We start from the raw sequence: 24,250 nt of genomic DNA, 5'->3' as shown, positions 1-24,250 counted from the left end.
GGAGCCACGGGCCTGCGCCCTCCCTATGGATCGTCACCGAAGTTGTTTAACTAAGCCACCGGCCTACGCGGCCACTCTGACTTTGCCTTTTGATGGCGCTTATCTTTCCTTGTCTCCAGCCATAAGCTGCGCGATGGTGTTGCCAGTTTCTTTTTCCCCTATCTCTGTTCGGAGCCTGTCATGGAATTTCTCTTAGACCCGTCAATCTGGGCCGGTCTGCTGACGCTGGTCGTCCTTGAAATCGTGTTGGGAATAGATAACCTGGTTTTTATCGCCATCCTGGCCGATAAGCTGCCGCCAAAGCAGCGTGATAAAGCCCGTCTGATAGGCCTGTCTCTGGCGCTGATTATGCGCCTGGGTCTGCTTTCTCTGATCTCCTGGATGGTGACCCTGACGCGTCCGTTGTTCAGCGTCGCGGATTTCAGCTTTTCGGGGCGCGATCTGATCCTGCTGGTCGGCGGTTTCTTTCTGCTGTTCAAAGCGACGATGGAGCTGCATGAAAGGCTGGAAAACCGTGAGCACATGGGCGGAGGCGCTAAGGGCTATGCCAGCTTTTGGTCCGTGGTTATCCAGATTGTAGTGCTGGATGCCGTCTTCTCGCTGGATGCGGTAATCACTGCCGTTGGCATGGTCAACAACCTGGCGATTATGATGACGGCGGTGGTGATCGCGATGGGCGTGATGCTGCTGGCCTCAAAACCGCTGACCCGGTTTGTCAACGCGCATCCTACGGTCGTGGTGCTCTGCCTCAGCTTCCTGTTGATGATCGGGCTTAGCCTGGTGGCGGAAGGCTTTGGCTTCCATATTCCAAAAGGCTACCTCTACGCGGCTATCGGCTTCTCTATTCTGATCGAGCTGTTTAACCAGATTGCGCGGGTGAATTTTCTTCGCCATCAGTCCAAAAGACCGATGCGTGAGCGTACCGCCGAAGCTATTCAGCGGCTTATGGGGGGACGACGCGGCGGCCATACGGATAACGGCGAACAGGAGAGCGAAACCCTCAAGCTGATGCCGCAGGAAACCTTTAAAGATGAAGAGCGCTATATGATTAACGGCGTGCTGACGCTGGCCTCGCGCTCGGTACGCAGCATTATGACGCCGCGCGGCGATATTTCCTGGGTCAACGCCGAGCGTCCGGCGGATGAAATCCGCGTGCAGCTGCTGGATACGCCGCACAGCCTGTTCCCCGTCTGCCGGGGAGAGCTGGATGAGATTGTCGGCGTCGTGCGGGCAAAAGAGCTGCTGGTGGCCCTGGAGCAGGGCATTGATGTTGCCACCTACGCTGCCGCTATGCCGCCGGTGATCGTGCCGGAAACGCTGGATCCGATCAATCTGCTGGGCGTGCTGCGTCGCGCCAGGGGCAGCTTTGTGGTGGTAAGCAATGAGTTCGGCGTGGTGCAGGGTCTGATAACGCCGCTGGACGTGCTGGAGGCGATTGCGGGCGAGTTCCCGGATGAGGATGAAACGCCTGATATCGTCGCTGATGGCGAAGGCTGGCTGGTGAAGGGCGGCACCGATCTGCATTCTTTGCAGCAGCTGCTGGATACCCAGATGCTGGTGAAGCCGGCAGACGATCATGCTTCGCTGGCGGGACTGCTGATTGCCCAGAAAGGCCAGCTGCCCCAGGCGGGCGAGGTAATAGCACTGCCGCCGTTCGCCTTCCAGATTGTCTCTGCTACCGACTATCGTATTGATCTGGTCCGCGTGACGCGGGAAAAAGCCCCGGTGGAAGAAGGCTAAACCTGACGAAACATCAGCCGCCGCCGGGCGGCTGATGTTCGCTAAGCCACTGAGGGAAACTTTCCAGCGGCATCGGTCGGGCAAACAGATATCCCTGCAACACATCCACGCCTTTCTCACGCAGGTAGGCCGCCTGAGCTGCCGTTTCCACGCCTTCCGCAACCAGGCTGATATTCAGCCGCTGCGCCAGGGAAATCACCATATCCGTAACGGTCGCGTTAATCGCGTCTGTCCCTATCGCCGCGGTAAAAACCTTATCGATTTTCAGCACGTCCGGGCTAAGCGTTTTCAGATAGGAGAGCGAACTGTGGCCGGTGCCGAAATCGTCAATCGCCAGCTTCACGCCGTTCTGGCGCAGCTGAGCCACTACGCGCTGGTCAACCTCCGGCAGCGCATCGCGCTCGGTCAGTTCCACAATCAGCTGCGGAGCCGGGTTCGCCGGCCACCAGAGCTGCTTCAAATCCGTCACGATTTGCCGGTCATGAAAATGGCTGGAAGCGACGTTGATGGCAATATGGAAATCGGAGCGGGCCGGCAGCAGCGGCAGCTGGCTGACCACCTCGGTTAACACATAACGCGTCAGCGGCGCGATTAAATTATGCCGCTCGGCCAGCGGAATAAAAAGATCCGGCGATACCCAGCCCTGGCGGTCGTTATGCCAGCGCAGCAGCAGCTCGATGCCTTCGCATTCGCCGCTGCGGGCGTTAATCAGCGGCTGGCAGTACACCATAAATTCACGCGCGTTAATGCCGTAGCTGATCTGCCAGGCAAGGCTCATGCGGTTCGCGGTCGCCAGCCAGACAATGTAGCCGGACAGCAGGCTCAGCAGCAGCGCCAGCGGCAGCTGTTCAGGCAGCGCCAGCAGCGCCAGCCTGGCGGGCGCCGGCCCATACAGCGTGACGGAAAAAGGATAGCGCAGCGAGGCGTCCTGATAGCTGACTTCATCCTCGGACGGCAGCGCTTTTTCAATCAGGGGATTGCCGTATTCCAGGCTGTGTTCGCCTACGTTGAAAATAACGCGTTCCACCCACGGCAACTCAGGCTCAAGCAGGTAGTTGCTCATCAGCTCGATATTAACGAGTTGCAGGATCCCGGCCCTGTTGCCTGCTTCCAGCGGCGTCCACAGCAGCAGTACCGGTGATCCCTTAAGCAGATGATCGTCGGTGCTTAGCAACATTCGCTGATTGTTTACGGCCAGTTCGGGATAGGTGGCGCTGAAGGCAAGATTAGTACTGCCATAAATGCTGGAACAGTACATATTGTCCCGATCGACCAGGATAATTGATCGCACGGTTTGCAGCGAGGCCAGCTTTTCTACCAGCGGAAAACGAACCTGATCGCACGGCAGGCCCACCAGCCCCTGCGTATTATTAGCCGCCACGTCAAGCGGCGAAAAAAGGCGATCGAAACGCTGGATCGCTTTGCTGGCAAAAGTGTGCGACAGCTTTTCGATATGATTTTTTTCGACGATAAAGCGTAAAGCCAGGGTAAGGATAAGCACCAGCGCGGCGACTACCACAGCAATTAACAAGCGTCTGCGGCGAAACGCCCCAGTGGCTTCCTGTGACACTTGCATTAATGACCATCCTTAAAGCGAAACGCGAACCAGCCTGTTATCGGCAAAAGTAAGATTAAGTTTAGTCCTGAGAAATGAAAAACGGGGTTAAACAGCGGGTTGCCAACAGCAGAAATAGAGGGAAAAGGAAAGTGCCAGCGCCGCAGAAGGCGCTGGCGGAAAATCAGTCACACTGTACTTTTATCGCCAGGCCGCCGCGAGAAGTTTCACGGTATTTGGCGTTCATATCCTTGCCGGTTTCATACATCGTTTCGATCACTTTATCCAGCGAAACGCGTGCCTCGCTGGTACGCCGCATCGCCATGCGCGCGGAGTTAATCGCTTTTACCGAAGCAATGGCGTTACGTTCGATGCAGGGAACCTGCACCTGACCCGCAACCGGATCGCAGGTCAGGCCCAGGTTGTGCTCCATGCCGATTTCCGCCGCCACGCAAACCTGCTCCGGGCTGGCGCCCAGCAGCTCGGCCAGACCCGCCGCCGCCATTGAACAGGCCACGCCGACCTCGCCCTGGCAGCCCACTTCCGCGCCGGAAATCGAGGCGTTCATCTTGTACAGGATGCCGACAGCGCCCGCCGCCATAAAATAGCGGATAAAAATATCGGGACTGACCGAAGCGATAAAGTGATCGTAATAGGCCAGCACGGCCGGCACGATGCCGCAGGCGCCGTTGGTTGGGGCCGTCACCACCCGGCCGCCCGCCGCGTTCTCTTCGTTAACGGCCAGCGCAAACATGTTTACCCAGTCGATCACGTTCATAGGATCGCTGGAAAGTTTGTCGGAGGAAACCAGCAAACGGCGCAGCGCGGCGGCGCGGCGCGGTACGCGCAGCGGGCCAGGCAGAACGCCTTCGGTATTCAGGCCGCGATCGATACAGTCGCGCATGCTCTGCCAGACGTCCGCGAAATAGTGTTCGATCTCCGCCCGGCTGTGCAGCGCCAGTTCGTTCTTCATCACCATACCGGAAAGCGACAGGCCGGTTTCATGACAGTGGGCCAGCATCTCTTTCGCTGAGTTGAACGGATAGGGCACCGACACTTCGTTCAGCGTGGACTGGCCGAAATGCTCTTCATCGACGATAAAGCCGCCGCCGATGGAATAGTAGGTTTTGCTGTAAATCAGCTCGTCGCCCGAGAAGGCATGAATGCGCATACCGTTTTCATGCAGGGAGAGATTATCGCTGCGAAACACCATGCCGCCTTCGCGTGGAAAATCGACTTCGTGCGCGCCGCCGGCCAGCAGCAGACGCTGTCGCGCCTCTACATCACGAATAAAGGCCGGAATGCCGTCGATATCCACACTTTCCGGCGAGGCGCCCGACAGGCCCATAATAATCGCGATATCGGTGTGGTGCCCTTTACCGGTCAGAGAAAGCGAACCGTAAACGTCGACGGCGATGCGCGTCACATCGGTTAATTTGCCCAGGCTGACCAGATCGTCAACAAACTGTTTGCCGGCTTTCATCGGCCCCACCGTATGGGAACTGGATGGGCCTATGCCGATCTTAAACATGTCGAAAACGCTAATCACATTCTGCTCCCGGGTCCGCAGTTAATCGCTGGATAATATTTAATGGTAATCATCATGTGAACGATAGTCGCATGAAATAAACTAATCTTCTGCAGACAGAAAAGTTATTGCGGGCTGCATCACACTGGCGTCCGCTGCTTTTTTCTGCCTGACCTGAACTAAGGCAAACAAAAACCGGCCCGCTATGATTCGGGGCCGGTCTTTTGCGCTGCAATATAAAGGATTTACGCTAATTGTGAAGGGGTAAGGCAAACTAAAAGAGGGAATTTCTTTGCCGTTTTGCTGTAAAGCTCTGGCAAAGCGGGCAAGCGACGCTATTTTGTGCGAAACCGCTACTCTGTTACCTGCAGGCTGAGCTGGCGGATAATGCCCGCAGTCATGCCCCAGATAAAATAGTCGTCAAACCAGGAAAGCCAGATCCGGTGTGTTATGCCGTGGCGCTGGATATCCAGCGGTGCATAGCGCCCCAGCCGGAGTGCTTCCTGAAGCGGCATCTCAAAAACCGATTCCACCTCCGCTTCATTGGCGTGCCAGGCAAGATTATCAGGCAGAATGCCTACTACCGGCGTAACCTGAAAACCGGTGCTGCTGGTCACGGGCGGCAGCACGCCGATCACCTTTACGCTTTCAGGCGGAATAGCGACCTCTTCCTGCGCTTCGCGCAGCGCGGTGTAAATCAGTGACCGATCTTCATTATCCCGCATCCCGCCGGGGAAGGCGACCTGCCCGGCATGCTTGCGTAGCGTGGCGGCGCGTCGGGTCAGCAGCAGCGCAGGACGCGGACGGTTAATAATCGGCACCAGCACCGCCGCCTGGCGCGTGGGCAGCTGAGGCACGGCAGGCTCGGGCCGCTGTAGCTGAAAACGGGTGATAAAACGCTCCAGCGCCGGTGACGCGTCAGGCATGATAGTGCTCCAGACAGGGAAGAATGCGGTTTACCTTATCGAACGTTTCCTGATATTCCGACTGCTCGTCGCTGTCGGCCACGATACCGCCGCCAGCGGTACAGTAAAGCTGGCCGTTTTCCGCCGTCAGGGTGCGGATGGTGATGCTGGTATCCATGCGACCGCAGACGCTGAGATAACCGATGCTGCCGCACCAGGCGTTGCGGCGGTGCGGTTCAAGCTCATCGATAATAGCCATTGCCCGTACTTTAGGCGCACCGGTGATAGATCCGCCAGGGAAACAGGCGCGCAGCAGATCGCAGGCCGTAAGCCCGGGTTTCAGCGTGCCGGTAATGGTACTGACCAGATGATGCACCGCCGGGAAAGGCTCTACGACAAACAGCTCCGGCACTTTTACCGTGCCGGGTACGGCTACGCGGCCAATATCGTTGCGCAGCAGGTCGACAATCATCAGGTTTTCCGCCCGATCCTTAGGCGACTGCGCCAGCTTCTCCGCCTGACGGCGATCGGCCTGGGGATCGCTCAGGCGCGGCAGCGTGCCCTTAATTGGGCGGGTTTCGATTTCGCCCGCCGCCATATGCAGAAAGCGTTCGGGCGAAAGGCTTAAGATGGCGCTGTCCGGCAGGCGAAGAAAGGCGCTGAAGGGCGCGCGGTTCTGGCGGGTCAGCGATCTGTATGCCTGCCATTCATCGCCGCTGTAGCTGGCCTGAAAGCGCTGGGCCAGATTGATTTGATAGCAGTCGCCGCTGCGCAGCCACGCCTGCACCTGACGGAACTTCTCGCCGTAGGCTTCACGACTCATATTGGAAGCCCAGGCGCTGGTCAGGCGAAAAGGCTCGGGCACCTGCGGCGTTTGTTCATCAAGCCAGCGCAGCCGTTGCGCGGCGTCGCCATGCGTGATCAGCGTCAGGGTCTGGCGATGGTGATCGGCAATCAGCGCCCAGTCGTAAATGCCCACGGCCATATCCGGCGTGGTTAAATCCGGCTTCGCCCGCTGCGGCAGCTTCTCGAACCGCCGCCCCAGATCGTAGCCGAACAGCCCCAGCGCGCCGCCCTGAAAAGGGTAGTCGCTGCTTTCAGCCGCCTGCAAATTGCTCTCCTGCAACGTCTGATGCAGCAGAACGAGCGGATCCTGTTCGCTTTCCGTCACCAGGCCGTCACGTACTACGCAGGTCAGACCGCCGCAGGTGGTCAGCGTGGCGACGGGGTCGGCGACCATAATATCGAAGCGATTGTCGCTGTGTTCCGCAAAGCCGGAGTCCAGCAGCATCGCCCAGGGCTGATGGGCGACAACAGTAAACAGATCCCCGAGCGATTCGGGCGTATACTCCAGAGGATAATAAACAGGTGGCATGATTAAGGCAGATTAGAACTAAAACAGGCAGCAAGCCTGACATATTTTTCTGCTGCTGGCATCTGTTTGTTACGCGTGGAATAATTCCCGCGACTGAAACAGGAGCAATTATGATTAGTGGTTTACCGGCGCTGTCGCTTGAGCAGCAACAGCAGGCAGTGGAGCGTATCCAGGAGCTGATGGCCGACGGCATGAGCAGCGGACAGGCTATCCAGCTGGTGGCGGCTGAAATTCGCGAAACGCACACGGGCGAGATGATTGCCGTTCGTTTTGACGATGAAGATGAAGAGGATGAAGACGAGGCGCGCGAGCGGGCTAACTACCACGACGCTCACCACGCTGACGACGAAGAAGAAGAGTAAGTAAATGGCGCACCACCCGGTGCGCCATAAGTTTATCTGGCGGCGACGATCTTGATCTCAACCAGATATTTCGGGTTCATCAGGCCGGCCTGCACGGTGCAGCGCACCGGCGCGTTGCCTGGCGACACCCAGGCGTCCCAGGCGCGGTTCATCGCCGGAAAATCCTCTTTGTGTACCAGAAAAATCGTGGCGTCCAGAATACGGCTTTTATCCGAGCCCAGGCGGGTCAGGATGCGGTCGATTACGGCCAGCGCGTTAGCCGTCTGCGCTTCGGCGTCCTCGTCCAGGTTTTCCGGCACGCTGGTGTAATAAATCGTATCGTTATGCACAACCGCTTCCGACATGCGGTGTTCAACCGGTTCAACCCTGATTATTTCCTTAGACATATCAATACCTTAATTGTTGTTTGTTCCACTCTTAAAATCAGCGTGGGACAGATTTGGGACATTCTGGTTAAAAATATCATCAATACGCCTGGCGTGCAGAGACAAATGGCCTGATGAAAAGTGAGCGTATCGCCTTACCATGTTGATATTTTGCCAGCCACCCATTTCCTGCAGAACGGAGATGGGAACTCCAGCCATAATCAACCACGATGCCCAGGTATGTCTCAGATCGTGAAATCTGAAATCTTCTATCCCAGCCCGCTTTAAAGCAGCCCTCCACCCGGTATTGGTATTGCTTCTTACGGGCCGTGTAGATTTTGTCACTTCACCGTTATCGTGTTTAACTGTATCTACGTATGCGAAAACGTATTCGTCATTCCTGCCGATATTCTTTCTCAATACCGTGCAGGCTGTATCATTCAGGGCAACGCCAATTGCCCTGCCTGATTTACTCTCATCCGCATAAATCCACGCCATCCTCTTCTGCAGGTCAATCTGCTCCCATTTCAGGTTAGTGATATTTGAGCGCCTCAGGCCGGTACATAGCGCAAACTCTACCGTAGATTTGAGTGGCTCGGAGCACTCCTTAATCAAACGCTGCGCTTCTTCAGGCTTCAGCCATCTGATCCGCCGTTCCTTTGCTACAGGGACTTTTACAACCGGCGCCCTCTCAAGCGCTTTCCAGTCCCTTTCAGCAGCCCGCAGCAAAGACCTAATGAAGGAGAGGCGCTTTATCCTTGTACCCTGGGAAGCAAGCTTAGGCTTGTATTCTGGAGCTGGTTTTCCCCTTCTTGCGCAAGCCTCTGCCTTCTGCTTCCATCGGTTAAAGTGGTTGCGATTCTCGATTTTCGCTACCGCTGCGTAGATCTCCCTTTCAGTGATATCCCTCAGCTGTTTGCCTGCCATCGATAAAAGCCAAAATTTGATGATGTGCTTGTCGTCGCTAAGGCTTTTCTTTTCTGACTTCTCGTGTATCCAGCGAACGCAGGCCTCTTCAAATGTCATAGAGACCGGCTCTCCTAGCTTAACGATCCTCCATGACTCAGCTTTTATCCTGTCGTGGAGTTCCTGCGCCTGCTGCTTGTCGGACGTGCCAAGAGATTGCTTAACTCTTTTGCCGCCCGCTGTTGTGAAACTGGCGTACCAAATTTCACCCCTACGGAAGATCGACATGGTGATTTCTCCTCATGTGCATCCGCCGCGCTCACGGCGACAGTGTGCAACGGATTATTCAGCGCGGCAATACACGCCTGCCGCGTGACCAGGTATGGCGATTTGTTTTTGCTCGGGTCTTTGCGTGTCGCGGTAAGGCGCCCGGACCGGATCCAGTTGCTGGCCGTCGGGCGGGAGATGCCGAGAAACGCGCAGGCCTCATCGAGCGTAAGTGAGTACGCTTCCATATTGACCTCGATTATTTTTGCGATGATGTGGGGGAGGATGATTACCCTCTACGCGCCACCTGATGACAGACACAGTTCAGCCATAGCCAGGCCCGCCCGCGATGCTTTGCGGGGATCAGCGCGGCTATTTTCGGGGAGTGCTTGTCGAGTATCTGGCGGTACGTGAGGGTATTGTTTGGGTTTGAGTATTCTTTCAGTGCGATGCGGGCGGTGCTTTTAATGGCATTGTCAGCTTCCGGTGTCATTCATGCTGGCTCCTTAATTTCCTGTAGCGCTTCACGGACTGCCTGAACGATGCGCTTCAGGTATTCGTAATCAGGGTTTGGCACAGTGGGCCAGTCACGGCACCAAGGGTCGTCACCCAGTAGCGTCCGAAGCGCTGAGCCGTATTGCCAGTTGCAGCATTTATCTTTCACGTCGTCGCTACCTTCGGCTTCATCCCAATATTCACGGGCTTCATCGGCGGTAATTTCTTGCTCGCGGCGCAGCTTACAAATTTGCGATTTCACAAATTCGATATTTGCATCGTTATCTTCACTGTCTATCGTGCTGCTGATACCACGGTCGAGGCAGTTAATGAGGTAGGGATTATCGCATGAGAGGAAAAAGTCCTGAATTGTCATTCCTGACATGGCGCCCCAAAATGACGTCCACGATTTGCCGAAGCAGGTGATCGTGATATTCCCGACGCCTGGCTGAATGTTCTCGATCATTACCTTTACAGGGTCAAGACTTGTAATGTCAGTAATGACAAGCTGTGTGATTTCAGACTGCTTTATTTTCATGCCACTCTCCTTTGCTGTTCTGCCCGCGCCAGCCGTTCTGCATCTTCGCGGCACTCCGGAGAACAATAGCTGGTGCCTGGCTGCGACTTCTCGCCACAATCTCCGTTGCGACATACCGGCGACGGCGGATCCGGCAGCTTGCGATTCTTCAGCGCTAAAGTGCGCTCCCACTCTTCACGTTCAAAGGCTTCATCTGCGATATCACACATGGGTAACTCCTGAAATTTGGGCGTAAAAAAACCCCGCAGGGGCGGGGCCGTACTGTTTATTTTCTTCCCGGTGGCGGGGACGGCGGAGGTGCAGGTCGCTCATATATAGTTGGCGGCGGCGGGTTTTTCCCTCCTCTTACCCCATTACGATCCGGAGTTTTGTATGGTGGAGGGGTCGGCACTTTTCTCGACATATATTACCTCTGGATTATCCTGTATAAATTCGACCCATTTTATGTCTGAAGATTTAAACATAATATATTTTACGGTAGGCATGTCTTCATACCCTTTTTCAGTTACCCAAGAAGGATTTCGAAGTATAAACTGGCCTCTTTCAGGATCGGCAGGCCACTCTTCTGGCCATCCAAAAATCCTTCTATCGTCGGTAAGGTGCAGTATCACATGTGTGACATTCGCATTGAAGGTTCCAAACCATTCACAATGATAAGATGTTTGTTTTGTAACTCCGATAAATCTCATAAATGCGTGAAATTTATCATTATTTGCTAGCGTGCTAAATACTATTCCGATTGTAAATGCGCTAATATACGACCAGAGTGTTTTAGCTTCTACATTCCAATGCCCAAAGCTATGATAATTTCCTAACCATAATAAGGTTGGTTTTATTATGTATAAAGAAGCTTGTATGAAGACAGTAAAGATTAAAGCCTGAACAACTCTCTCAAATTGAGATGGCTTAGGATAAGCAGTGAAGGCATGGAAAATCCATGCCGTCAAAAAACCCGGTAGAAGTAGCATCAAGATTTTAAACAAATCCCCGCTTACTGCTTCCATAAACTTTCCTCACTTATTACTTTTTTGTGGGTTGTGGGGGAGTTGGTGGAGGCGCTGGGCGAACAAACACCTTTGGAGGCGGAGGGTTTTTACTATCCTGACCCATAGCAGGCGGTGGATTTTTACTTTCGTTGATTGCTTTTGACATTTTTACCTCTTTAAATATTAGTTATAAGAGTGCCTATCGGAAACAAACAAAAAAACTTTACCATTACTTATGCTTTTCGCCAAAAGCCATGTCAATATTGAGACATAGCGCATGTATTAGCATTGAGAATAGCGTGCACAGATCGGTTTATTAAGTGCGGGGTTTGCCGATTGCCTAGTAAGACCTCCCTTCATCCTTTAAGATGGTGCTGTTGATGAACCATCCGTGAAAGTTATGCGTCGAGGGGACGCCTTTGAAATCCGCTTAGTTTGCATCTTAATGCCGCTTAGCACGACACGCCCCATTTCTACGTTAAAATTACCAGGTACTCTTTCATTAATTTTTTCCGGCAAATTCAGCCAGTTCGTCGCGGCGGATACTGTAAACGTCGGTCGCCATATCAAGCTTTCCTGTATCGGCGGCCAGCTTGCGGGCGGCGTATTTGTAGAATTTGTCCAGCTCTTCAACACTGGCAGCCTTGCTGGCCGCTTCGGTAAAGTCTTTCAAAAGTTCTTCCAGCGACCGGGATGGCGTCTGGCTAGTTTCCTGCGGTACTGCATCGACTGGCTTCTGGTTGATCAGGTTATTCAAATCCTGCCGGGTGCGGGCCGGGGTAACGTCGCGCTCAACGCGTTCTTTCTGCTCGAACTCGTCCGGAGTATAAACACCCAGGATAACGTCCGGGCAGTAGAGGCGCGCCCAGTACTTCACGGCCAGATAAGCCAGCTGTTGCTTTGGTGCCGTCTTCCAGAGCGGGGAGTTACGGGTAGTGACGAACTCCATATAGAGCGGCTCGCCCCAGGTGATTTCCGCTTCACCGCGCAGCACTGCGCCGACACGAACGCACAGGCCTTTCTCGTTCGCCGCGTTGGCCGGTCCAGGGCGGAAGTTTTCCCAGTTGCCACCATATTCATATTTAAAGCGCCCCTGAACTGCGGTAGAACTGGTCACCACGGCGTTAACCAACTGCGCCTCATAGCCCAGTGTGCCGTTTACCAGATGCGTTTTCTGCGCCACGGCGAACGGGTTCATTCCCCACTGTGCCGCCTGCAGCGCCACAGCCAGACAGTCGGCAGGCTTACCGGCCAGATGGGCCGGAACCGTCGATTTGCCCTCTGCCATGACCGATGCGAACGCCTGCAGCTTCTGCAGGCCCGACGGGCTGAAAATGGCTGCTTTGGTGTCAGCCTCGTTAACCGGGGCGTGGATGATTTCGTTGCTCATACATTGTCCTTTTTCTTCGCCCAGGCCGGGCGGGTGATTTCTTCAATGCCGCCCCAGCTGTTTGTCGTGCGGCATTCGTGATAGGTATCCAGGCTGCGGCGGAACAACTCAAATCCGGCGGCGGTGTCTTCTTCGGCAAGCTGGAAAACGCGCGTGGGATAGCGGCCACAGTCGATGGTTTCGCTGACGGCGATGAAGATAAACATGGGGTATTCGCTGAAGTGCCGGTAAAAGCCCTCGCGGTACATGGCATCCTGCATGTGGTAGCGGAACTCTTCGACGTGGCGCGGGAACCGATCCATATCCGCGACTTTCTTCACATCGACAACGACCGGCTGCCCGTTGAGGAATTTGTCCGGCCGGAACCGGCACAGCTCGCCAGTCTCCTCGTCGCTCCAGTAAATCGACGCTTCACAGTGGCCGTCAGCCTCCAGCAGCCAGCGTGCCGCCGGGTGTGCCAGCGCGCTCTCACGCATCAGCTTTAATTTCCGGCCCTGTTCGGCATCCATAACCGTCATACCGCTACGCTCGCAGCCCCTTAAAAACTGCTTTTCCTCTTCCTTTCCGGCAGTGGTGCGTCGGTTAAAATCTGGCGCCACGATGAGGCGCTTATCGAATTCGTCCGGCTCCAGCAACAGGCAGTGCAGGGCGGTGCCCATGTCCAGGGCTTTCAGCTTTTCGGTATCGACCGGCGCACTCTGACGCCATTTGAAGATCGCAGGGTTAATCAGGATATCGTCCAGCTGCGATTTGCTGACGCCAGCCCCGGCGTGATAGTCCTCGTTGCTGATATCGAGGTAGAGGCCCGGCTCCATCAGTGCTCCTCCATGAAACCGATCTCTATCAGCTGGTCGTGCTCTTCAGCCTGCAGGCGAGCCAGCCTGTCGACAAATTCCGCGTACAAGTCCTGGGCTGCTGCTCCACGAAGGAATATGCGTATCTCAACCGGCAGACTCAGCATTGCCGTAAAATCGGTGATGTTTTCCGGGTACTGGTTAGCGAGGCTCAGGGCGATAACGTCGACGCGTGAGACGCGCTGCGCTTCCTGCTGCTCTGCGGCGTCCTGTAGGTCTTTGTAGCGCTCCTGCTGAATGTAGGCATTCATGGCCGACCCTCCGCGCGGAGAATTTCCCAAAGCTTTTGCAGCCAGCTTTTGCGCGGCGGCGGGGTGAATGACGCACTGGTCAGAATGTTCGAACGCTGAAACTGAATGCTGTTGATAGCGTGGAAAGGGCGACCGCATGCCGCCCCTGCAATAGCGATTTGCATGGGTGATTTCCTTAGTTAGTGGGTTACATAACGGAGAGGCCTCGACTGAAGCCGCTTTGTTATGGGCGAAAAAAAGCCCGCTCGCTGGCGGGCAAATTAGGTAAGCGGAAGAGGTGGGACAAAAAAATGGCTGATCTAGTAGCTCATTTTTTGTGCGTTCTTTTTACGACAACTATAGCTTCGAGGATTCGCCGATTTATTTTTTGTTTCCAAGCTTTCTGCTTTTCTGAAAGGCTTCTCTTGCGCATGGTCGTTATCAGGAACTTGTACTCGTCTTTGTATAGATATCCACTTTTTTGGGCATATTCAATTAAGGCTTCGTTTGGGTTCGCTGAGGCGTCTGATTTTATCCTCTTCAGCCCATCAAACAGTGTTCCAGTTGAGATGCCCATAAACCTGTTAATGCATACATTTCCTACATGGGTAATGCGACCATTTATACTATTCTCAATGTAACAATGTTCTTTTATATCTTGACCGCAAGGGCACTTATCCATTTCTTCAGATATTTCAATGGAATGTAGACTCCATTCTTTTACTGCAGATTCAAATTCTGAAGATTCAGACAGGGTAAGTATATGATTTTTTAACCTTTCGAAATTATGACCTTCCATCGGCTTCCCTCTTGATATGATAAAATATATTTACCACTCTTATGAGAGACGATCAATATAGAGGCAGATTATTCATAATAAAGGTATGCATTTTCCGCGCATCTTCTGGCGGGCATTTGTAATTTGCCCGTAAGGGTTATTCACCTTCCGGTACTCTGGATTCTCGCGGCTGACGAACTCGACTTCTTTATCAGCTTTCACACGCCAGTTTGGGGCCTGGGTTACTGCTTTTAAAACGCGGTTAGAGCAGCCAGTAAGCGCTGCTTCAACGCTGCGGCCTAACCGCATATCTTTCGACTTCTCTGCTCGGTGCGCAGTAGCGCGGGCCAGATTCTTTTGCTTGTTGCGTGGCATGGCTGCCTCCTGTAATTGGCTTAGGTGGTTCAACCGACCCGCCCTGGTGTTGGCGTTTTGTTGGTCAGTTGAACCCCAAAGCCAACTTCACTTTGGTGGGGTGTATCACCCTCAGTTCTGATTGTTAAAGAGCGGTAAGTCCGTTTCGTATCTGTCAGCGTCTTGCTGATGGAGTTAGTATCACTATTAGTAATTTTATAGTCAACACTATTGGTGATAAATTATCACGAGCGGTGTTGATATTCCTGAATTTAAAGGAAATTTATTTTTTACAGGCTTTGGCTCTCAGGGGAAGGGGGCTTCAAATTGCAGGCACAAAAAAGCCCGCGCAAAGCGGGCAAACGGTAGCTGTCATCGTTGTTTTGTAGGTCGCATGATAAGCGTTCTAGCCGAGCGGGCATTGATTTGCGTCAAGCGGATTCACAAAGGCGCCAAAAGGACACAAAAAAGCCCGCTCGGGGCGGGCTACGGGGTAAGTATAATGTTGGCGCTACAGCCAAGTATAATATTAATGCAAGCTGGACGGTGGATCGTGCGGCATATCTAATTGTCCTTGTTTAGGATTCGGATTTATGTCCGCAAGTGACTTCACCGTGATGTTGAGTTCCTTACATCTTTTATAAACACCTTTGTCGTGTGTCCATACTTCATCCGCATTGACGGCGATGGCAATGGATATAATTTGTCTATCAAACTTAACTTTGTTAGCCGTATCGGAAGCCATCATCGCCTTCAATTCTTGAATACTAGGCATTTGAGCACATTCAATAGCGGCTATTTCGTCAAAAGGAATAATTTCAAAACATGCCTGCGCTTGAATTAATCTCAAATGCGTTTGATGATCTGCTTTATTTATACCAACTAGATACTCAGCTAATACAGGCGTTGGAATGATAATCTTACCGTTTATTGATTCGATGTAATCAATGAGGGCATCTGCTCTTCTGTCCAAATCAGACACAGGTTTGCCGTCAGCTGGATTAGTAAGAGTACATCCAGCTTTAGTTCCTGTGATAGCTTGCACTAAGACATTAGTATCAAAGACTATTCGCAATTGAACTCCCTTAACGCCTTAAGAACAACATGAGGATTATCTTCTTCCTTCCATGCGTTCCCAGTAGCTTCATTTAATGAAGCAAGCGCAGATCTAAGAGAAGATTTATCTAGCACATCAAAAGATGAAATTTTAAGTTTTTTTAGTTTCCATATGCCATCTTTTTTCTCCCACTCACTATCGCCTTCAACCCGAATTTGCTTAAAAAGTACAGACCCTAGTTTGGCAGCCATAGCAGGAGTTGCTTCACAATTATATGTCTCACCATTAGCGCCTTCTAGTTTAACAGGAGCAGATTCATCTTTACCACCAACGTTATATAAGCGCCCCTGTACCTTTGCTCTTTTTTTTACAGAAAATAAAGGGGCCTCATCGGCAACGGGGAAGTTTACTATTGTCAACTCATCACTATTAATTATACTACCGCGATAGCCATCTTGAGCTAGTAAACTAACTAGTTTTTGATAATGTTTGCCATTATTTTTTGCTTGTAATAATGAGCGTTCAACAACCTGATTGTACGCCGTATCGCTATCCACCCACGTGTTTAGGCAAGCAGACCCTTCGCTCACTTCTTTGAAGTGAACAGCATCTACCGATCCATAAAGATCGGATAGTGCAGATAGATACTTGCTTAGACGAGCCATAGGAAGCTGATCTGGGCTAGTACCATCAAGTTTCAGGGTCAGGCGGTTGTTCTTGCCCATCGGAAGTTTTTTCCTAGCTATTAAAAATATGCCTGTTACACACTTTCATTGTTGTTCATCAAAGATCTGTCGTCAATGCGTATTGTTTTGAAAACCGCATCTCTGCGGCCTCATTTCACGCAAACGTCTCTTCCGGCCACTGAGCCTAAGCTTCAGACTTTGCGTTTTCGATACAGCCATATGGCTACCAGAGCGGCCACGGTAGAGATTGCAGCTTTAGCAGCAATGACCGTAAACTCAAAGCTGTCCATAGCCTCTTCGCCATCACCACTGATGTGAACATGATGCTCAACTAAGCTGCTCAATAAGCTATCCGGGATAAAAAACATCGCGGCGACAAAAACGATAAAAAAAATGATAATTTTCATCTTACTTCACACTTAGAAAAGTCCGGCACACCCCGAACATCAATCCGACCATAAGCCATAAGACCTTTGCCACCCGGGACATGAATTTTTTTACGGTTGAGCAATGATTTTCTTAAGACTTGAAATTCAGACGATTTGTAAAAAGTAACGCATCCCCATGATACGCCGGAGCCATCGGTATTGAGAGGATGCAATCGGAAGCTCCCGCGTCGAACACCGTTTACAAAAACATAGTCGCTCATTGTTTCCGCACTATACAGTCCAAACCATTCGGAATGGTGATTTTTGTAAAGGTGATATAGATCAATCGCTTCTGCGCGTAACTGATTGAGGAGGCTCCCCGTTGGCCTGTCGACAATCCAATAAGTGCCGGGTGGAATTGCAGCCTTTTCTATGTCTGAACAGTTGGGTTTGTTAACAAACCTCTCAATGCCTGACAGAACGTCAAAAGAGCCAACACCATAACAATTTAGCTTTAAGATTTTACCATCTTTAGAAAGCTTTCCATAATCCATCATGCAGATCTGCACTTTGATACTCCTGAAATTAGCTGTGTAACCTATATCCTTTAACGTAGCTGCCTAAACCAGCCCTATGTTCACCTCAAGCGGCATGCCAATGATTCGACAAATGCTGGCCCATTTAACCAAACGTTTCTTCTGGCCATTGGGCCTTAACCACCTTACCAATGATGCGGATGCAGTGGTCGCAGTCGATCGTCCTGTATGCCGGATTTAGTGGCACCAAGTAACTTACGCCCGAATCCTTATCGTACTTCTTGAAGGTTGCCTCTGAATCGCCGTTGGCAGCAGCTACACAGAAATCGCCAGGCTCAACGCTTACAGCCGGGTCGATAAGAATCAGCATGCCTTCCGGAAAGCTCGGACGGACGCCCTGCGGTGCGGTCATCGAATGCCCCTTTACCTCAAGCCAGAACGCTTTTGCGCTGGCTTTCGTGGTAGTCGGCACCCACGCTTTTGCATCGCTTGCCGTATAGCTGCCAACCTCAGCAAAAGGGCCAGCTTGAACATGCGCAAAGAGCGGGTACTCATATTGCGCTTTCGCAGTTGGCGAACCCTGCAAGGACGCGTACATATCTGCAATTTCCGTCGCAATACTGGGGCTAAATTCTTCTACCGAAACACCAAGTATTTTAGCTAGCTTGGCTGCATGAGCCGGACCTATAGCATTCGAGCCATTCAGCAACTGCGCTATGCCACTTTGGCCCATACCCATCCGCTCAGCCAGCGTCTCTTGAGACAAGCCAAGTACTTTCTTTTTGTTTTCAAATATCGCCTTTAGCCGGTTGGCATCAGCGAGCTGCTCTGGTGTTAGGGGTTTCTTTTTCATACTGCCATTTTATAACCGCAAGGAATAAACACCAATCACCGTTAGTGTTGACTAAATCATTACTATTGGTGATAATACTTTTAGTTTTTTAGGAGACAATTATGGAAAAACTGCCTTTGTCAGTGTTCGTCTCCCTGAATGGTCAAGAGAAGGCTGCTGAGATTTTCAAAGTCCGTCAAAGCGCTATCAGTAAAGCTCTTTCATCAGGGAGAAATATCACGGTCACCATTTTCGAGAACGGAAAGGTGATCGCTGAGGAACTTAAGCCATTCCCCAGCAGTAAGCGTGATACCCAGGCCGCGTAATCTCTACCGCTCTTTAAACAATCTGGCTGCGGGTGTTTCACCCCAAACAACAACGTGGAGGCTTACAGCCTTCGCACGTAACTAACTCTTCAACATAGAAATCATACGAAATGGAAAACGCAAGTAATAGCAAGTTGATTAACCAGGTGGAGACTGAACTCCGTTCCCGACTAACGCACAAGGGCCAGCGCGTTCTCGCTGCTGAAGCCGGATGGCATGAATCGAAGGTGAGTCGCTTAAACTTGCGCGATATGGCGACGGTTTTCGTGCTGCTGGAAAAGGTATGGGAGACAAGCCTGATCGCTGAGGTTGCCAGGCAGGCAGTTGAGGCGGTGATAGGAAAAGAAAAAGCCCCGAACTGCAGGAACAGTTTCGAGGCCTGATGCGAAAAGACTGGATCAATTCACAGGAGTAATTATGAGTTCTTTATCACTGCTTTACAAGACAAAAGACAAAAACGGCACCGAAACGACCGTTAAAAAAACGTTTCTGGTTCCACTGAGCGAGTTGTACGTCGAGCCGGGCTATAACGTCCGTGAAATCGACCAGGAGCACGTTACAGAATTCCGTGATGCGTTTATCGCTGGCGAGTTTGTGCCGCCGCTGGCGGTGCAGGTAACGGAGCAGGGCGTGAAGGTTATCGACGGCCATCACCGCTATTACGGCGCCATGATGGCTACCGATGCCGGGCATGAAGTCGCCAGGCTGGAATGCAAGGACTTCGTGGGAACCGAAGCCGATCGTATTGCTTTCATGGTCACCAGTTCGCAGGGTAAGGCGCTGGCCCCGCTGGAACGCGCAGCGGCATATCAGCGCCTCAGCAATCAGGGTTGGGAAGCTGCGGAGATAGCAAAGAAGGTAAAGCGCTCCGTGGCTGACGTTAATTATCACCTGCAACTGCTGGAGTGTGGAGACGGCCTGATCGCAATGGTCAAATCCGGCGAGGTGGCCCCGACAACGGCGGTTGCTCTTTCTCAGCTGCACGGCGCCAAAGCTGAATCGGTGGCGCTGGCGCAGATGGATAAAGCCCGCGCAGCAGGAAAGAAGAAGCTGACAAAAAGCGACGCCATGCCGCAGTTCAGCGCGAAGAAAGCGCGGCGCTTGGTTGAGCTGCTGGTGGATGCGCTGTACGTGAACGAAGAGGTTATCGAATTACTCGTTCTTGCTTCTGGCACGGCCGAAGAAATTCAGCGCATCCTGGCTGAATACCGCTCAGGCATTCCAACGACCGGCGGGGAGGCTGCATGAACCTCGCTTATTCCAATGTAACACCATTACGGCCTGATAAGCAGGCCGCTGACAGACCGGAGGCAACCGGTAAGGGGTTTGCCTTGCTGCACAGAAAAATAATGGAGCTGCCTTTCTACAGGACGGATTCTGACGCTGTTCACCTGTGGATACACTTCATCCTCTCTGCTAACCATGCCGCCGGAGCGGTATCTACCGAATTTGGCGAGCTGCTGTGCAGACGAGGAGAGTTCATCACCGGGCGTCACACCCTGGCACAGGAAACCGGTATCGACCCGAACCGGATAAAATACCTGCTGCTGAAGTTCGAAAAACTGGGGATGATCAGCAAGGAATCGAACAAGAAATTTTCGAAGATTCTGGTCACAAAATACGACGATTATCAGCAAAAATTTGTGCCAACAGATTGCCATCAAAGTGCCATCACAAACCCGCATACAGCAAGGGCTGGCGGGGAGGTTGTGCCAACAGATTGCCATCAAAGTGCCACAAACAATATAACATCTAATACTAACGTATTAGATTCTCGTCAAAGAAATCTCCCTCCTGCTGTCCGGCAACCAAAACCGCAACGACCTGAAGCAGCCATTCAGTCACCGAAAGGGGACAAATGGGGGACTGCTGACGACCTCAAGGCGGCTGAGTGGATGTTCGACGTGGTGAAGTCAATCGAGCCGTCTGCCAGAAAGCCTGCCTTCGCAGGCTGGGCAAACGACATACGGCTGATGCGTGAAAAAGACGGGCGCGACCACCGAGATATGTGCAGCCTGTTCCGCTGGGCCAGCCAGGACAGTTTTTGGTGCGGCAACGTGTTGTGTCCTGCAAAGCTCCGTGAGAAGTGGTCGCAGCTGGCGATTAAGCGCGACAAGGCTAAATCCGGTTCCGGCGGCAAACAGGCGCTGGACTTCAACAATACTGACTGGGCAGAGGGGTTACAACTATGAGAAACATCGTTACCGCCATCCAGAACCGCGACGGCCAGGCTCTGCAGCAGATGTACGCTGCTGAAAAGCCAAAGCAGCAGGTACCTGAGCAGGCGATCCACATTTTCAACGAGCTTTTCCGCCAGCTTAAAGCGGCTTTCCCGGCACTGATGGCGAATATCAAAACTCAGGACGAGCTGAACGAGCTGCGGCGACAGTGGGTGCTGGCGTTTGCCGAAAACGGAATTACCAGCATTGACCAGGTTAACGCCGGTATGAAGCTGGCCCGCCAGCAGGAAACGCCGTTCCTCCCGTCGCCCGGCCAGTTTGTCGCCTGGTGCCGCCAGGGTGAAGCTAGCCGCTATGGTCTGCCGGATGCCGACGAGCTTTACGACATGGTAATGCAGTACAGCGCGCGCCGTGGTTTCTACGACAGCCCGGAGAAGTATCCGTGGAAAAGCAATGAGTGCTGGCTGATGGTTCCGGCCCTTTACTCTCAGATGCGCTCCATGAATCTCACTCCGGCAGAGCTGCGGCAGAAGTGCATGAAGGAACTGCGTTCGATGGCAAAGCGCCTGGACTCAGGCGAGAAGATCGGCGCGCCGGTCGCGCAGATACCGAAGCTGCATTGCCCGGTCAGCAACGAGAAGGGCCTGGATAAAATCGCGGAAATTCGGCAGCGGTTGGGAATGCGGAAGGTGAAATCATGAGTAACGTAACGCAGCTGATAATAGAGCCGCCGCTACTGAGCTCGGCGCGGAAGCTGGCGCTATCGATCGTTAACCTTAGCGAAAAGCAGAACCTGACGCAGGTACAGGCCCAGGATACGATCCATGCAATGGGCATGCTTGCACGCGAAGCTCACGATTACATCGTTGATGCTGAATTCGGACGGAGTAAACCAGAAAGCAAAGGAGGAAGGTGATTTAAAAGAATAGCTATGTGGACGTGTTGTTATCATTTATTACTAATTAGTTTATTTTTGCATAAGTAACGCTATTCTTTTTATGCAACATAATGATTACATTGTTGTTAAAGTTACTGGCTTCCTGAACATATGAGGGTGTCATGGACAGTAGATTCATAGCGGTTATTGCTCTTGAAGGTAAAGCTCTTGAATGGGCAGCGTTAAAATCTATTGGTGGCAAATGGCCTGAGCACACACCGGGACGCTGGGATAAAGCAGGTTACTTGATAGAGAATTTGCATATTTATGTCAGCGCGGGAGGACGGGAAAACATGTTCATAGCTTTTATTGATGAACGTTCTCCCTCTGTAGGGTTTGATTTGCCAGAAGCCGTTTTCAGAGCCGTTGTTCAGTCAGTAATGGGTAACATAGTTTTCATACCCGGTTCAGTTTTTCAGGACGATTCAAACCAAAATTTATCAGGAGGAAAATATGACAGCTGAAATTATCTCAATTAAGACCCGCCCAGATCATCTGTCTGAAGTAAGCGCAGGTCTGGCTCTTTTAAAAATGTTCCACAAAACCGGCGGCCACAACCATCAAACTATCGAGCTAATTATGGCGAAGATGGAAGATGACCTGGCTAAGGTGCAGGAGACCATCAACCGGAGGTGAAGCGTGCAGGATTTTTGTTTGCACAAATCCACCCTGGGGCAGTTTACCAAACACATCTTCGACCTCGTCTCTTCCGGCAAACGCTGGCGCATCAAAATCACAGAATGGCGTGACCAACGCAGCATCCCTCAGAACTCCTTACAGCACATGTGGTACGCAGAGCTAAGCGCTTATCTCATCAGGCGCGGAAAGCCCTTTGCGTCTCCGGCATGGGTCAAGGAAGCGATGAAGCACACCTATCTGGGCTACGAAACGCGCGAGATGGTCGACGTGGTTACAGGTGAAAGAACTCAGGTACAGACGCTGCGGCATACGGCAGACCTCGACACAGGCGATATGCATCACTATCTCACGCAGGTGGAAGCATGGGCGCTGAATGTCGGCTGCAGGCTGTCCGTTCCGGCTGATAGCGAATACAATCAACTCAGAAAAAGACAGGTCGCATGATGAAGGCAACCGCTAATAAGCCAAAGCGACGGCGCTGTAAAATATGCCGTGAATGGTTCCACTACCAGGATTTCCGAACGTGGTGGTGTTGCCCTGAACATGGAGCGCGATTCGCTCTTCAGAAAAGGGAGGCAGACCGAGAGAAAAAAAGAAAAGACGAAGCGCAGCAGGAAAGACGAAGCATTAAAATCCGCAAGTTAGCAGTACAACCCCTCAGTTACTTCCATAAGCAAGCTCAAAAAGCCTTCAACGAATTCATCCGCACCCGAGACGCCGGGCAGCCCTGTATCAGTTGCGATCGCAACACAGGCGCGAAGATGAATGCCGGTCACTACCGCACGGTAGGCGCCAGTAAAGAAACCCGTTACGACGAAAGCAACTGCCACATCCAGTGCGAGCACTGCAACTCGTATCTCTCCGGCAATATTGGTGAATACAAGCCAAGGCTCATAGCGAAGATTGGGCGGGCTGCTTTCGATCGCCTTATAGGGCCGCACGAGCTGAAGAAGTGGACACGGGAAGAATTGCATGAGCTGGCAACTCACTATCGGCGGAGAACCAGAGAACTGATTAAACAAAGGAGCAAAGCGGCATGAGTCTTGAATCAACTGTAAAATACCATTTCCCGAAAGGCCAGAGTTTCAGCGATACAGCGCCAAATACTTCTCCGGATAAGCTTACAGGTACTGATTACATTGCCGGGATGGGAATGGCAATGGCTCGCGCCCCACTGGGGTACAGCGCATTTATGGGAAAAGTAGGGGTAAGCAAGAACGACGCACGGCGCGCCGTTTCCCTGTTAACTGAATATGCACTTCAAACCTGCGATAAGGTTGCCGCCTTACGCAAACTCAACAGCAAGATTAAACCAGCAGTTATGCAAGTGCTCGCAAGTTATGCTTACCTGGACTATTGCCGCAGCGCGGCCAGCTTGAGGCCGTGCGAGTGCTGCGGTGCTACCGGCTTTATAGCGGCGAAAGTCGTGACGATGAAATCCATGCTTTCCGGTCACGGCCGTCGTGAGGTACGCGAGCAAATTCGGGTGCGTTGTAAAGCATGTACTGGCAAAGGTGTAATCTCCTCAGCGTGCCGGGATTGCAGCGGACGTGGTCGCGTAGTTATGCGAAAAGAAACTGAAAGGCAGGGTGTTCCGGTAATGGGTGACTGTAAGCGCTGCTGTGGTCGTGGTTATGAACGCATTCCGGCAATAGAAGCATACAGGGCTATCTGCACGATAACTGAAAATATCAGCCTGGCAACATGGGACAGGAGCGGGAAGCCGTTTTACGATCGGCTAATCGGAAAGCTCGAGGTTGAAGAATCATGGGCTAATACCACATTAGCTAAGTTTATTGTATAGAGTGGTATGAAGTAGCTTGTTATTTTATCGCGAGCTATTTACTTTTCAGTAAGCTGGGGGTATGTTTCCTAACAGTTGAAGTTGCGTGCATTGTTAAACGTATTATTTAAAGAAAGCCCTGGCCTGACCGCCGGGGCTTTTTCTTTCTGGGGCTTTTTTGGTGTACTACAATGATAGTTGTGGTGAATCCCCCTTTGCGGCGGGGCGTATCAGTTAACATTCTTCTGAATGATGTCAGTAAACAAGTCACGCAAGCT

34 protein-coding genes are annotated in these 24,250 nt (G+C 52.2%); 13 read left to right on the top strand and 21 right to left on the bottom strand.

Annotated elements, in window-relative coordinates; genetic code table 11:
* The first annotated feature begins 180 nt into the window (after positions 1-180).
* Complete coding sequence (locus ACA373_RS05775; protein ID WP_301729456.1) at positions 181-1,740, top strand: TerC family protein; 1,560 nt, start codon at positions 181-183, stop codon at positions 1,738-1,740.
* A 13-nt stretch (positions 1,741-1,753) separates the two neighbouring features.
* Here ACA373_RS05775 and ACA373_RS05770 read toward each other — a convergent pair whose 3' ends face one another.
* The 4 genes from ACA373_RS05770 to pabB form a co-directional block, all read right to left on the bottom strand.
* Complete coding sequence (locus tag ACA373_RS05770) at positions 1,754-3,316, bottom strand: EAL domain-containing protein (RefSeq protein WP_253460841.1); 1,563 nt, start codon at positions 3,314-3,316, stop codon at positions 1,754-1,756.
* 163 nt (positions 3,317-3,479) lie between these two features.
* Complete coding sequence (gene sdaA, locus ACA373_RS05765; RefSeq protein ID WP_253460844.1) at positions 3,480-4,844, bottom strand: L-serine ammonia-lyase; 1,365 nt, start codon at positions 4,842-4,844, stop codon at positions 3,480-3,482.
* Between the two features lie 332 nt (positions 4,845-5,176).
* Positions 5,177-5,749: a CoA pyrophosphatase gene (locus ACA373_RS05760; RefSeq protein ID WP_253460847.1), complete on the bottom strand. Its 573-nt coding sequence runs from the start codon at positions 5,747-5,749 to the stop codon at positions 5,177-5,179.
* Complete coding sequence (gene pabB / locus ACA373_RS05755; RefSeq protein WP_301252792.1) at positions 5,742-7,103, bottom strand: aminodeoxychorismate synthase component 1; 1,362 nt, start codon at positions 7,101-7,103, stop codon at positions 5,742-5,744. The genes ACA373_RS05760 and pabB overlap by 8 nt, the downstream gene beginning before the upstream one ends.
* A gap of 110 nt (positions 7,104-7,213) precedes the next feature.
* Between pabB and ACA373_RS05750 the strand changes: the two genes are divergently transcribed.
* Positions 7,214-7,465, top strand: a complete 252-nt coding sequence (locus ACA373_RS05750; protein ID WP_253460853.1) for a YoaH family protein — start codon at positions 7,214-7,216, stop codon at positions 7,463-7,465.
* A 32-nt stretch (positions 7,466-7,497) separates the two neighbouring features.
* On the opposite strand, the gene ACA373_RS05745 is transcribed toward ACA373_RS05750, so the two are convergent.
* The 17 genes from ACA373_RS05745 to ACA373_RS05665 form a co-directional block, all read right to left on the bottom strand.
* Complete coding sequence (locus tag ACA373_RS05745; RefSeq protein WP_369894580.1) at positions 7,498-7,851, bottom strand: RidA family protein; 354 nt, start codon at positions 7,849-7,851, stop codon at positions 7,498-7,500.
* 9 nt (positions 7,852-7,860) lie between these two features.
* Positions 7,861-9,018 (bottom strand): site-specific integrase, encoded by a 1,158-nt coding sequence (locus tag ACA373_RS05740; protein WP_370734454.1) that lies wholly within the window; start codon positions 9,016-9,018, stop codon positions 7,861-7,863.
* Complete coding sequence (locus ACA373_RS05735) at positions 8,901-9,251, bottom strand: helix-turn-helix domain-containing protein (protein ID WP_370734169.1); 351 nt, start codon at positions 9,249-9,251, stop codon at positions 8,901-8,903. Before ACA373_RS05735 ends, ACA373_RS05740 begins: the two co-directional genes overlap by 118 nt.
* Positions 9,252-9,292: 41 nt before the next feature.
* A complete protein-coding gene (locus ACA373_RS05730) occupies positions 9,293-9,496 on the bottom strand; it encodes a hypothetical protein (RefSeq protein ID WP_370734168.1) in 204 nt (67 codons plus the stop codon).
* On the bottom strand, positions 9,497-10,036 hold the full coding sequence (locus ACA373_RS05725; protein ID WP_370734167.1) for a hypothetical protein: 540 nt from the start codon (positions 10,034-10,036) through the stop codon (positions 9,497-9,499).
* On the bottom strand, positions 10,033-10,245 hold the full coding sequence (locus ACA373_RS05720) for a hypothetical protein (protein ID WP_370734166.1): 213 nt from the start codon (positions 10,243-10,245) through the stop codon (positions 10,033-10,035). The genes ACA373_RS05725 and ACA373_RS05720 overlap by 4 nt, the downstream gene beginning before the upstream one ends.
* 144 nt (positions 10,246-10,389) lie before the next feature.
* The gene (locus ACA373_RS05715; protein ID WP_370734165.1) at positions 10,390-11,040 is read right to left on the bottom strand and encodes a DUF6338 family protein; all 651 of its coding nucleotides are present in this window, start codon (positions 11,038-11,040) and stop codon (positions 10,390-10,392) included.
* Positions 11,041-11,524: 484 nt separating this feature from the next.
* Positions 11,525-12,412: a recombinase RecT gene (locus ACA373_RS05710; RefSeq protein WP_370734164.1), complete on the bottom strand. Its 888-nt coding sequence runs from the start codon at positions 12,410-12,412 to the stop codon at positions 11,525-11,527.
* Entirely contained in the window at positions 12,409-13,227 is an 819-nt protein-coding gene (locus ACA373_RS05705) for a PD-(D/E)XK nuclease-like domain-containing protein (protein WP_370734163.1), read from the bottom strand. Before ACA373_RS05705 ends, ACA373_RS05710 begins: the two co-directional genes overlap by 4 nt.
* On the bottom strand, positions 13,227-13,517 hold the full coding sequence (locus ACA373_RS05700) for a hypothetical protein (RefSeq protein ID WP_370734162.1): 291 nt from the start codon (positions 13,515-13,517) through the stop codon (positions 13,227-13,229). The genes ACA373_RS05705 and ACA373_RS05700 overlap by 1 nt, the downstream gene beginning before the upstream one ends.
* Before the next feature lie 307 nt (positions 13,518-13,824).
* Positions 13,825-14,295 carry a hypothetical protein gene (locus ACA373_RS05695; RefSeq protein ID WP_370734161.1) on the bottom strand — a complete coding sequence of 157 codons (471 nt, stop codon included), beginning with the start codon at positions 14,293-14,295 and terminating at the stop codon, positions 13,825-13,827.
* Positions 14,296-14,367: 72 nt separating this feature from the next.
* Positions 14,368-14,649, bottom strand: a complete 282-nt coding sequence (locus ACA373_RS05690) for a hypothetical protein (protein WP_370734160.1) — start codon at positions 14,647-14,649, stop codon at positions 14,368-14,370.
* A 508-nt stretch (positions 14,650-15,157) separates the two neighbouring features.
* On the bottom strand, positions 15,158-15,703 hold the full coding sequence (locus ACA373_RS05685) for a type II toxin-antitoxin system VapC family toxin (RefSeq protein ID WP_370734159.1): 546 nt from the start codon (positions 15,701-15,703) through the stop codon (positions 15,158-15,160).
* The gene (locus ACA373_RS05680; protein ID WP_370734158.1) at positions 15,694-16,410 is read right to left on the bottom strand and encodes a hypothetical protein; all 717 of its coding nucleotides are present in this window, start codon (positions 16,408-16,410) and stop codon (positions 15,694-15,696) included. Before ACA373_RS05680 ends, ACA373_RS05685 begins: the two co-directional genes overlap by 10 nt.
* Before the next feature lie 152 nt (positions 16,411-16,562).
* Positions 16,563-16,778, bottom strand: coding sequence for a hypothetical protein (locus ACA373_RS05675; protein WP_370734157.1), 216 nt, complete (start codon positions 16,776-16,778; stop codon positions 16,563-16,565).
* Positions 16,775-17,296 carry a DUF2778 domain-containing protein gene (locus ACA373_RS05670; protein ID WP_370734156.1) on the bottom strand — a complete coding sequence of 174 codons (522 nt, stop codon included), beginning with the start codon at positions 17,294-17,296 and terminating at the stop codon, positions 16,775-16,777. Before ACA373_RS05670 ends, ACA373_RS05675 begins: the two co-directional genes overlap by 4 nt.
* 124 nt (positions 17,297-17,420) lie before the next feature.
* Positions 17,421-18,128, bottom strand: a complete 708-nt coding sequence (locus tag ACA373_RS05665; protein ID WP_370734155.1) for a LexA family protein — start codon at positions 18,126-18,128, stop codon at positions 17,421-17,423.
* A gap of 101 nt (positions 18,129-18,229) precedes the next feature.
* Between ACA373_RS05665 and ACA373_RS05660 the strand changes: the two genes are divergently transcribed.
* The 11 genes from ACA373_RS05660 to ACA373_RS05610 all read left to right on the top strand — a co-directional run bounded on the left by ACA373_RS05660 (position 18,230) and on the right by ACA373_RS05610 (position 23,993).
* Positions 18,230-18,433: a Cro/CI family transcriptional regulator gene (locus ACA373_RS05660; RefSeq protein ID WP_370734154.1), complete on the top strand. Its 204-nt coding sequence runs from the start codon at positions 18,230-18,232 to the stop codon at positions 18,431-18,433.
* A 110-nt stretch (positions 18,434-18,543) separates the two neighbouring features.
* Complete coding sequence (locus ACA373_RS05655) at positions 18,544-18,816, top strand: CII family transcriptional regulator (RefSeq protein WP_370734153.1); 273 nt, start codon at positions 18,544-18,546, stop codon at positions 18,814-18,816.
* A 34-nt stretch (positions 18,817-18,850) separates the two neighbouring features.
* Entirely contained in the window at positions 18,851-19,681 is an 831-nt protein-coding gene (locus ACA373_RS05650) for a ParB/RepB/Spo0J family partition protein (RefSeq protein WP_370734152.1), read from the top strand.
* Positions 19,678-20,625 (top strand): Replication protein O, encoded by a 948-nt coding sequence (locus tag ACA373_RS05645; protein ID WP_370734151.1) that lies wholly within the window; start codon positions 19,678-19,680, stop codon positions 20,623-20,625. Before ACA373_RS05650 ends, ACA373_RS05645 begins: the two co-directional genes overlap by 4 nt.
* On the top strand, positions 20,622-21,314 hold the full coding sequence (locus ACA373_RS05640; RefSeq protein ID WP_370734150.1) for a replication protein P: 693 nt from the start codon (positions 20,622-20,624) through the stop codon (positions 21,312-21,314). Before ACA373_RS05645 ends, ACA373_RS05640 begins: the two co-directional genes overlap by 4 nt.
* Positions 21,311-21,529 carry a hypothetical protein gene (locus ACA373_RS05635; RefSeq protein WP_370734149.1) on the top strand — a complete coding sequence of 73 codons (219 nt, stop codon included), beginning with the start codon at positions 21,311-21,313 and terminating at the stop codon, positions 21,527-21,529. The genes ACA373_RS05640 and ACA373_RS05635 overlap by 4 nt, the downstream gene beginning before the upstream one ends.
* 143 nt (positions 21,530-21,672) lie before the next feature.
* Positions 21,673-22,014, top strand: coding sequence for a hypothetical protein (locus ACA373_RS05630; protein ID WP_370734148.1), 342 nt, complete (start codon positions 21,673-21,675; stop codon positions 22,012-22,014).
* Positions 22,004-22,186, top strand: a complete 183-nt coding sequence (locus ACA373_RS05625) for a hypothetical protein (RefSeq protein ID WP_370734147.1) — start codon at positions 22,004-22,006, stop codon at positions 22,184-22,186. Before ACA373_RS05630 ends, ACA373_RS05625 begins: the two co-directional genes overlap by 11 nt.
* Before the next feature lie 18 nt (positions 22,187-22,204).
* The gene (locus ACA373_RS05620) at positions 22,205-22,633 is read left to right on the top strand and encodes a YbcN family protein (RefSeq protein WP_370734146.1); all 429 of its coding nucleotides are present in this window, start codon (positions 22,205-22,207) and stop codon (positions 22,631-22,633) included.
* Entirely contained in the window at positions 22,630-23,229 is a 600-nt protein-coding gene (locus tag ACA373_RS05615; protein ID WP_370734145.1) for a recombination protein NinG, read from the top strand. The genes ACA373_RS05620 and ACA373_RS05615 overlap by 4 nt, the downstream gene beginning before the upstream one ends.
* Positions 23,226-23,993, top strand: a complete 768-nt coding sequence (locus tag ACA373_RS05610) for an antitermination protein (RefSeq protein WP_370734144.1) — start codon at positions 23,226-23,228, stop codon at positions 23,991-23,993. The genes ACA373_RS05615 and ACA373_RS05610 overlap by 4 nt, the downstream gene beginning before the upstream one ends.
* Positions 23,994-24,250 lie beyond the last annotated feature (257 nt).

The organism is Erwinia sp. STN24, from assembly GCF_041320675.1.
GTDB lineage: Bacteria > Pseudomonadota > Gammaproteobacteria > Enterobacterales > Enterobacteriaceae > Erwinia > Erwinia aeris.
This window is presented reverse-complemented; position numbering and strand designations above follow the sequence as displayed.